This window comes from Xylophilus sp. ASV27 (assembly GCF_016428875.1).
Lineage (GTDB): Bacteria > Pseudomonadota > Gammaproteobacteria > Burkholderiales > Burkholderiaceae_C > Xylophilus.
The window spans coordinates 1-8,453 of sequence record NZ_JAELTO010000147.1 but is presented as its reverse complement, the minus strand read 5'-3'; the positions used below and the strand labels follow the sequence as shown (position 1 = coordinate 8,453).

Sequence of the window (8,453 nt, the reverse complement as noted above, 5' to 3'; positions counted from 1 at the left end):
CCCCCCCCCCCCCCCCCCCCCCCCCCCCCCCCCCCCCCCCCCCCCCCCCCTTTTTAGATGTGTATAAGAGACAGGCGCCAGCCCCACGGCCACGCCCGTGGCCTGGGCCCCCAGCGCCGGCGACAGGCTGCCCGCCGCCACCGCCAGCACCGAGGCCGCCAGCAGCGCGATCTGCAGCGCCGGAATGCGCGGCACCGGGGCCGCCGCATCGCGCGGCCGCAGCGCGGCCGGGCGCAGTTGCACCGCGACCAGCGCGGCCTGCAGCGCGCAGGCCGGCAGCAGCGTCCAGAAGGCCCAGCGCCAGGCGCCGGCCTGTGCGAACAGCCCGCCCACGGCCGGCCCGGACAGGGTGGCCACGCCCCACATGCCCGACACCAGCGCCACGGCGCGCGGCCACAGCGGCGGGGCGAACACCGCGCTGATGAGCGCATAGCTGAGCGCAGCCAGCATGCCGCCGCCCAGGCCCTGCACGCTGCGCCCGGCCAGCATCCAGGCCATGGAGGGCGCCAGCGCGCAGCCCGCGGCCCCCAGCGCGAACAGCGCCAGCGCGGCCAGGCAGGCGCCGCGCGGCCCCAGCGCCGCCAGCAGGCGCACCGAGAGCGAGGCGCCGACGATGGAAGCGACCACGAACAGCGTGGTGTTCCAGGCATACCAGTCCAGCCCGCCGATCTCCCGCACCACCGAAGGCAGCACGGTGGTGACGATGTGCACGTTGACCGCATGCAGGGCCACGCCCCCCGTCAGCGCCACCGCCCGCAGGCCGTTGCGGCCCCGCAGCAGGTCGCCCCAGGCGGCAGTGGCGGGAGCGAGCGGGACATCGAGAGCGGCTGACATGGCAAAACCTTTTATGCAAGTAATTTCTTTGATTATTAGCGGCACCCACGCAATTAAGCAAGTAAAATCTTGCGAAATGAACGACACCACGCCCACGGCCGACCGCCTCCTGCTGCTGCTCAAGACCCGCGGCGCCGCGCCCACGGCCACGCTGGCCGAAGCGCTGGGCATCACGCCCGAGGCCGCGCGCCAGCAGATCCAGAAGCTGCAGGCCGAGGGCCTGGTCGAAGGCCGGCAGGCCGCATCCACCGGCGTCGGCCGGCCGCGCCAGGCCTGGGCGCTGACGGCGGCCGGGCATGCGCGCTTCCCGGACACGCATGCGCAGCTCACGGTGCAACTGCTGGGCGCGGTGCGCCAGTTGTTCGGGGCGGAAGGCCTGGAGCGCCTGATCGGCCAGCGCGAGGCCGACAGCCGCGCCGAGTACCAGCGCGAATGCGCCGGCCTGGAAGGGCTGGAGCCGCGCCTGCGCCGCCTGGCCGAACTTCGCGCCAGCGAGGGCTACATGGCCCGGCTCGAACGCGAGGGCCGCGACTGGCTGCTGGTGGAGGACCACTGCCCGATCTGCGCGGCCGCGCAGGCCTGCCAGGGCTTCTGCCGCTCCGAACTGCAGCTGTTCCAGGAGGTCGCCGGCCCCGGCGCCACGCTGCGCCGCGAGGAGCACCTGCTGGCGGGTGCGCGGCGCTGCGTGTACCGGATCACGCCGGTGGCGTAGCGGCCAGCCCGCGCATCACCTCCGCCACCGCCCGGTCCGCCGCGCTGCCGCTGGCGCCCAGGCCGGCGACAACGCCCTGCTGGTCGGCCGGCGTGCGGTTCTGGCTCATCTTCCATTTGCCCTCGACACGGGTGATGGCGATCTCCAGGCCGACGATCCTGGCCAGCATGCCGTCGATGTAGTCGCGCGGCGCGTCGGCCATGGCCCAGGGTGCCTCGCGGCCGGACTCGAAGCGGCGGGTCAGCCGCCCGACCAAGCCGCGCAGCCAGCGCGCGTCGTCATGCACCGCCACGCGGCCATGCACGTGCACCGCCTGGTAGTTGTAGGTGGGCACGACCTGGTGGGTCTCCTGCTTGCTCGGGTAGAGGCTGGGCGAGACATAGGCGCTCGGCCCCTGGAAGACCACCAGGGCCTCGACCGGCATGGCCGCCACGTGCTGCCACACCGCGTTGGCGCGCGCCACATGGCAGCGCAGCACGCCCAGCCCGCCCTGGCTGCGGTCCCATTCGAAGGGCAGGTGGTTGGCCTCCAGCCCGGCGTCGGACAGGGTCACCAGCGCGCCGAGCGGCGAACGCGCCACGGCGTCGTGCAGCAGGGCCAGGTGTTTCTCTTCGAAATGGGCAGGCAGGTACATGGGGGGCTCGCGGGGGTCGGCGGGGAATCCGCACAGTATCGGACCACCGGCCGATGCGGCATGAATCCTTTTGGCCCGGCGCCCCCTCTTGGGAGGGTGGAGCCCTGTGCCGGCTGCAAAACCCCCAGGAGATCACATGCTGTACAGAAAGAACATGGGCCGCGCCTTGCTGGCCGCAGGCGCAGCGCTCTGGCTCGGCGCCTCGGCCGCGGGGCTGGCGCTGCTGACGGCCGGCGCCACCGCCATGGCGACCAATGCCCACATCCTGGCGTTGCTGCGTGGCGCCCAGGCCGGCGATCCCCTGGCCATGGACCAACTGCTGGCCCACAGCCGACCGGACATCCGCCGCTATGCCCTGCGGCACTGCGGCGCCGCCGGCGCCACCGAGGACGTCGTGCAGGAGACGCTCATCATTCTCTACCGCCGCGTCGGCGCGCTGCGCGACCTGGCGGCCTTCGGTGGCTGGCTGGCGCGCATCGTGCAGCGGCTGTGCGTGCGCCCGGTGCTGGGCCTGCTGCGCACGGAACCGCTGGAGACGGTCGAGGACTCCGCAGCCTTCACCCACCGCCCGGACCACGAACTGCGCATGGACCTGGCGCGTGCCATCGATTCGCTGCCGGCCCTCTACCGCGAGCCGCTGCTGATGCGCGACTTCGAGGAACTCACCATCCAGGGGATGGCCGACCGGCTGGGCATCGCCCGCGAAGCCACCAAGAGCCGGCTCCACCGCGCCCGCAGCCTGGTGCGCGAGTACCTGCGGGCAGGGGCTGCGCCATGAGCGGCTACCAGCAACCCGGCGACCTGCGGCAGGCGCAGGCGCTGGCCGCCCTGGCGCCGCGCGAGGCCCAGGCCTTCCTGGCACTGAAGAAGTTTGAGGAGCGGGCAGATGGCACCATTCCGGAGAAGTACCGCGCACTGATCTCGATCGCGGTGGCGCTCAGCACCCAGTGCGCCTACTGCATCGACGCCCACACGCGCCGGGCCGCGGCGGCCGGCGCCTGCCGCGAGGAGATCACGGAGGTGGGCTTCATCGTCGCGGCGCTGCAGGCCGGCGCAGCGGTCGGCCACGGGCTGCTGGCGCTGCGGCTGTTCGACGAGGCAGCGGCCCGCGTCTGACCGGCGCAAAGGGCCGGCAATCTGCGTCATGATGCATGGCTGCGCGTTCGCGCGCGGCTCCTGTGTCTTTCCGCTGCCTTCTTCATGGACTCTTCTTCCCCCGGGCACGCCGCCCCGCCCTCCACCGCGCCTGCCGAAGCGCCGGTGCGCGCCAGCGCCCGCTTCATGCGCGCCCACCCCGCGCACTGGATCGCGCTGGGCTTCGGCTCGGGGCTGTCGCCCATCGCGCCGGGCACGGCAGGCACGCTGTGGGGCTGGCTGTCCTTCCTGGTGCTGCAGCACTGGCTCAGCTCGGCGCAGATCGGCTGGCTGATCGCCGGCAGCAGCCTGGTCGGCTGGTGGGCCTGCACGGTGACCGCGCGCCGCCTGAACACGCTGGACCCGTCCAACGTGGTGTGGGACGAGATCGTCGCCTTCTGGCTGGTGCTGTGGCTGGTGACGCCGGCCGCCGGTCTGCTGGGGCAATGCTGCGCGTTCGCGCTGTTCCGACTGTTCGACGCGGTCAAGCGCGGGCCGGTGGGCTGGGCCGACCGCACCTTCCACGGCTTCGGGCCGCGCGGCGGTTTCGGCATCATGCTGGACGACTTCGTGGCGGCGTTCTGCACGCTGCTGGTGATCGCCGGCTGGAGGTACTACTTTCCATGAACACCCCCGCTGACTGGTCCGCCGTGGCCCAGGCCCTGCTTGCGCGCGGCTGGATGCTGGCCACGGCCGAGAGCTGCACCGGCGGCATGATCGCCGCGGCCTGCACCGACCTGGCCGGCTCCAGCCAGTGGTTCGAGCGCGGCTTCGTCACCTACTCCAACGCCGCCAAGACCGATTCGCTGGGCGTGCCCGCCGCGCTGATCGACGCGCACGGCGCGGTCAGCGAGCCGGTGGCGCGCGCCATGGCCGCCGGCGCGCTGGCCCATTCCCGCGCCCAGGCCGCCGTGGCCGTGACCGGCGTGGCCGGCCCCACGGGCGGCAGCGCCGAGAAGCCGGTGGGCACGGTGTGCTTCGGTTTTGCCGTGGACGGACAGGTGCGCACGGAGACGCGGCGCTTTGCCGGTGACCGCGCGGCGGTGCGCGCCGCGACCGTGGCGCACGCACGCCTGAAACTGCTGGAGTTGCTGGGCGAGCCGTCCCAGCCCCTCCCGCGCGGCCTTATCTAAATTGATAGCATAAAGCCCAGGAAACACCTGGGCTATAGGCATTTTTCCCACAATTACCGGCAGCAGCAGTCTGCACCCGCTGCATCAGCCGGTCAGCGGATGACCGGATCGCCGCCGGCCGCCTCGTGCGCCGGCTCGGTCTCCAGGAAGTCGAAGTCGCAGCCCTCGTTGGCCTGCTGGATGTACTTCAGGTAGATCTTGCCGAAGCCGCGCGTGAAGTGCGGCTTGGGCGCCACCCAGGCGGCCTTGCGCGCGGTCGTTTCCGCATCGCTGACGTGCAGGTGCAGCGAGCGCGCGTCCAAGTCGAGCGTGATCTGGTCGCCGTCGCGCACGAAGGCCAGCGGCCCGCCGATGAAGGACTCGGGCGCGACGTGCAGCACGCAGGCGCCATAGCTGGTGCCGCTCATGCGCGCGTCGCTGATGCGCAGCATGTCGCGCACGCCCTCCTTCAGCAGCTTCTGCGGGATCGGCAGTTGGCCCCACTCGGGCATGCCGGGCGCGCCTTGCGGGCCGGCGTGCTGCAGCACGATGACGCTGTCCTTGGTCACGGGCAGATCAGGCGAATCGATGCGCGCGTACAGGTTGGCCTGGTCCCTGAAGACCACGGCGCGGCCGGTGTGCCGGCGCAGCTGCGGCTCCATGGCGGCGGGCTTGATGGCCGCGCCATCGGGGCACAGGTTGCCGCGCAGCACGCATACCAGCGGTGGCTGCGGAGTGCTTCGGGGGTCTTGCGTTCGGGAACGGTCGGGACGGGTTGCGAGAGGGGTGTGGCGGCAGACGGTAGCGCCGTCATTCCTCATCCGGCAGAGGGAAAACGCCGGGTGGCGCGGCGCCCTGGCATCAACGACCGGTTTGAACCATCCAGCGCAAAAAAAACCGCCCGGATGGGCGGCTGCGGAGCGGTGTCGGCGCCCTCAGGCCCCGTGGCACTTCTTGTACTTCTTGCCGCTGCCGCAGGGACAGGGGTCGTTGCGCCCGGGTGCGGCCTGCTTGCGGATCGTCTCCACGCGCGGGCCCATGCTCTTCCAGAGCCGGCGCAGGTCGTAGACGGCCCAGATGGCTTTGAAATAGGCGTCGAGCCGCGCGTCGCTGACGCTGGGCGGGCCGTCCTCGCTGAACATGCTGAACGTGGGCTTGCCGGTGTCGGGCTCGGTCAGGGCGACGATGGCGTCGAGCGCCTCGTCGAGCCACTGCGCGGCCTCCCTGTCGCGCGGCGGGGACCACTCCTCGGGCCAGTTCTCCACCGCGTACAAGAAGCCCAGCGCCCAGACCTGCGCGAAGGCGGGAATCTCCTGGCCCTCGAATTCGCCGCGCTCGTCCTCGGGCAGGCACAGGATGGAGCCGCGCACGTCCATCGCCTCGGGGTGGAAGCTGCGCTCGTCGTCGAGCGAGGCCACCTCGGTGTCGAGGGCGGCGACCATGTCGTCCCAGCGCCGCTGCCACAGCTCCAGGAAGCGGCGCTGCTGGATCACGCCGGAGAACACGCCGGCCGCGCTCATCGGCGCATCGGCGGCGGCCGGCGCGGCGCCCTCGCCCAGCAGCACGGGCAGGTATTCGTCCTGCGCAATGGCGCGCCGGCTGCACACCAGCGCGGCCATGAAGCCGTCGCAGAACTCCCACTGCGGCACCTCGTCGTCGCGGGTGCGCAGTTCGTCGAGGATGTCTTCGAGCGCGTCGAAGTCCTCCGGGACGAGCGCGGAGGGTGTGGGAGCGGGGGCGGTCGTATCGGCGGACATGGCGGGCGGGAATGGTGTGGGGGGCATGCCGCCCTGCAAGGCGCACGCAGGGCGGTCGCGGCAGGCTGCGGGCGGCGGCAAAGTGTAGCCGCGCGCCCGGGATGCTGCCGGGCCTGACCCTATGATCCGCCGTTGCCAGAACGTCCCCAGGAGCCCCCCGATGTCCGCAGTCCGCCCGGCGCCTTTGCGCCCTTCCCTGCTCGCTGCGTTCCCGCTGCGCTACACGGCGCTGGGGCTGTGTGCCGCAGGGCTGCTGCTGGGCCTGTGGGCCTGCTGGTACTTCGCGTCCAGCCTGTGGCCGCTGCCCGTGGTGTTTGGCGTGCTGGTCCTCGTGGGCCTGCGCGACCTGCGGCAGACGCAACACGCCATCCTGCGCAACTACCCGGTGATCGGCCACCTGCGCTTCCTGCTGGAGTACATCCGGCCGGAGCTGCGCCAGTACTTCATCGAGGGCGACACCGAGGCCCTGCCCTTCTCGCGCGCCCAGCGCTCGCTGGTCTACCAGCGCGCCAAGGGCCAGCCCGACAACCGCCCCTTCGGCACGCAGCTCGACGTGGGGCTGCAGGGCTATGAGTGGATCAACCACTCGATGGCGCCGACCCGGCTGGCCTCGCACGACTTCCGCATCTGGATCGGCGGCACGCCCGGGCAGCCCTCGCCCTCGGTCGAGCCCTGCACCCAGCCCTACCACGCGAGCGTCTTCAACATCTCCGCGATGAGCTTCGGCTCGCTCTCGGCCAACGCCATCCTGGCGCTCAACAAGGGGGCCAGGGCCGGCGGCTTCGCGCACGATACGGGCGAAGGCTCGATCTCGCAGCACCACCGCGTGCACGGCGGCGACCTGATCTGGGAGGTGGCCTCGGGCTACTTCGGCTGCCGCAACGACGACGGCACGTTCAGCGAGGAGAAGTTCGCCGCCAACGCGCGCGACCCGCAGGTGAAGATGATCGAGATCAAGCTGAGCCAGGGCGCCAAGCCCGGGCATGGCGGCATCCTGCCCGGCGCCAAGGTGACGGCCGAGATCGCCGCCGCGCGCGGCGTGCCAGAGGGCGTGGACTGCATCTCGCCGCCCGCGCACAGCGCCTTCTCCACGCCGGCGGAGATGATGCATTTCATCGCGCGCCTGCGCCGGCTCTCGGGCGGCAAGCCGGTGGGCTTCAAGCTCTGCATCGGCCACCCGTGGGAGTGGTTCGCCATCGTCAAGGCCATGCTGGCGACCGGCATCACGCCCGACTTCATCGTGGTCGACGGCGCCGAGGGCGGCACCGGCGCGGCCCCGGTCGAGTTCACCGACCACGTCGGCGCGCCGGTGCAGGAAGGCCTGCTGCTGGTGCACAACACGCTGATCGGCGCGGGCCTGCGCGAGCGCATCAGCCTGGGCTGCGCCGGCAAGGTCATCACCGCCTTCGACCTGGCGCGCTTCATGGCGCTGGGCGCCGACTGGTGCAACGCCGGACGCGGCTTCATGATGGCGCTGGGCTGCATCCAGGCGCAGAGCTGCCACACCGGCACCTGCCCGACCGGCGTCACCACGCAGGACCCGCTGCGCCAGCAGGCGCTGGTGGTGCCGGACAAGGCCACGCGCGTAGCCAGCTTCCACCGCCAGACGCTGCACGCGCTGCAGGAGCTGGTGCAGGCCGCGGGCCTGGAGCACCCGCGGCAGATCACCGCCCACCACATCGTGCGCCGCATCACCGACACCGAGGTGCGGCTGCTGGCCAACCTGGTCATGAGCGTGGAGCCCGGCGCGCTGCTGGGCGACCTGTCGGACCAGCACGCGGTGTTCCGCCGCTACTGGCCGCAGGCCAGCGCCCACAGCTTTCGCGCCGCGCCGCCGCCGCTCGTGCCGTCCGCCGCGGCACACGCCTGACTGTCACACTGCGGCGATGCCCCTGCCCCTGTCCCCCGAGACCTGCGCCGATTTCCTGCGCACCACCGCGCCGCGGCAGACGCTGCCGCTGGCGCACTATCTCCTGCACGGCCAGCAGGTCTGGCTCAAGAAGGCCGGCACGCGCCATGCGCGCTGGCCCTACTGGGTGCTGGGCGCGCTGGCGCGCACCGCGCGGCTGCCGCTGCTGGCGCCGGTGCCCAACCTGGGCGGGCCCGAGGCCATCGCCACCGAGGCGCGCCGCCTGCGCGCGCTGGCCGCACGCGGCCTGCGCGTGCCGCAGGTGCTGGCCGAAGGCGCGCCGGGCCCTGTCTCTTATACACATCTAAAAGAGGGGGGGGGGGGGGGGGGGGGGGGGGGGGGGGGGGGGGGGGGGGGGGGG

The 8,453-nt window shown here is 72.3% G+C and carries 9 protein-coding genes and 2 pseudogenes; 7 read left to right on the top strand and 4 right to left on the bottom strand.

The window, feature by feature from the left end:
- Window positions 1-834: MFS transporter (locus tag JHD63_RS20650; protein WP_198972683.1), on the bottom strand; the 834-nt coding region annotated here is incomplete at its 3' end.
- Window positions 835-910: 76 nt separating this feature from the next.
- Between JHD63_RS20650 and JHD63_RS20645 the strand changes: the two genes are divergently transcribed.
- Window positions 911-1,546, top strand: a complete 636-nt coding sequence (locus JHD63_RS20645; RefSeq protein ID WP_198972682.1) for a helix-turn-helix transcriptional regulator — start codon at window positions 911-913, stop codon at window positions 1,544-1,546.
- Here the strand turns inward: JHD63_RS20645 and JHD63_RS20640 are convergent.
- Window positions 1,530-2,180, bottom strand: coding sequence for an FMN-binding negative transcriptional regulator (locus JHD63_RS20640; protein WP_198972681.1), 651 nt, complete (start codon window positions 2,178-2,180; stop codon window positions 1,530-1,532). The two genes, JHD63_RS20645 and JHD63_RS20640, sit on opposite strands and share 17 nt — an antisense overlap.
- 136 nt (window positions 2,181-2,316) lie before the next feature.
- Between JHD63_RS20640 and JHD63_RS20635 the strand changes: the two genes are divergently transcribed.
- From JHD63_RS20635 to JHD63_RS20620, 4 genes are all read left to right on the top strand, one after another.
- Window positions 2,317-2,958 (top strand): RNA polymerase sigma factor, encoded by a 642-nt coding sequence (locus JHD63_RS20635; RefSeq protein ID WP_370590598.1) that lies wholly within the window; start codon window positions 2,317-2,319, stop codon window positions 2,956-2,958.
- Window positions 2,955-3,296, top strand: a complete 342-nt coding sequence (locus JHD63_RS20630) for a carboxymuconolactone decarboxylase family protein (protein WP_198972680.1) — start codon at window positions 2,955-2,957, stop codon at window positions 3,294-3,296. Before JHD63_RS20635 ends, JHD63_RS20630 begins: the two co-directional genes overlap by 4 nt.
- Window positions 3,297-3,380: 84 nt before the next feature.
- Entirely contained in the window at window positions 3,381-3,941 is a 561-nt protein-coding gene (locus tag JHD63_RS20625; RefSeq protein ID WP_198972679.1) for a phosphatidylglycerophosphatase A family protein, read from the top strand.
- Entirely contained in the window at window positions 3,938-4,447 is a 510-nt protein-coding gene (locus tag JHD63_RS20620) for a CinA family protein (RefSeq protein ID WP_198972678.1), read from the top strand. The genes JHD63_RS20625 and JHD63_RS20620 overlap by 4 nt, the downstream gene beginning before the upstream one ends.
- Before the next feature lie 92 nt (window positions 4,448-4,539).
- Here the strand turns inward: JHD63_RS20620 and JHD63_RS20615 are convergent.
- Window positions 4,540-5,145, bottom strand: a pseudogene (locus JHD63_RS20615) (dihydroxy-acid dehydratase); the annotation flags it as partial.
- 216 nt (window positions 5,146-5,361) lie between these two features.
- Window positions 5,362-6,183: a YecA/YgfB family protein gene (locus tag JHD63_RS20610; protein WP_198972676.1), complete on the bottom strand. Its 822-nt coding sequence runs from the start codon at window positions 6,181-6,183 to the stop codon at window positions 5,362-5,364.
- A 160-nt stretch (window positions 6,184-6,343) separates the two neighbouring features.
- On the opposite strand from JHD63_RS20610, the gene JHD63_RS20605 reads away from it, so the two are divergent.
- Window positions 6,344-8,053, top strand: coding sequence for an FMN-binding glutamate synthase family protein (locus tag JHD63_RS20605; RefSeq protein WP_198972675.1), 1,710 nt, complete (start codon window positions 6,344-6,346; stop codon window positions 8,051-8,053).
- Between the two features lie 16 nt (window positions 8,054-8,069).
- Window positions 8,070-8,453 (top strand): annotated as a pseudogene (locus tag JHD63_RS20600) (hypothetical protein); the annotation flags it as partial.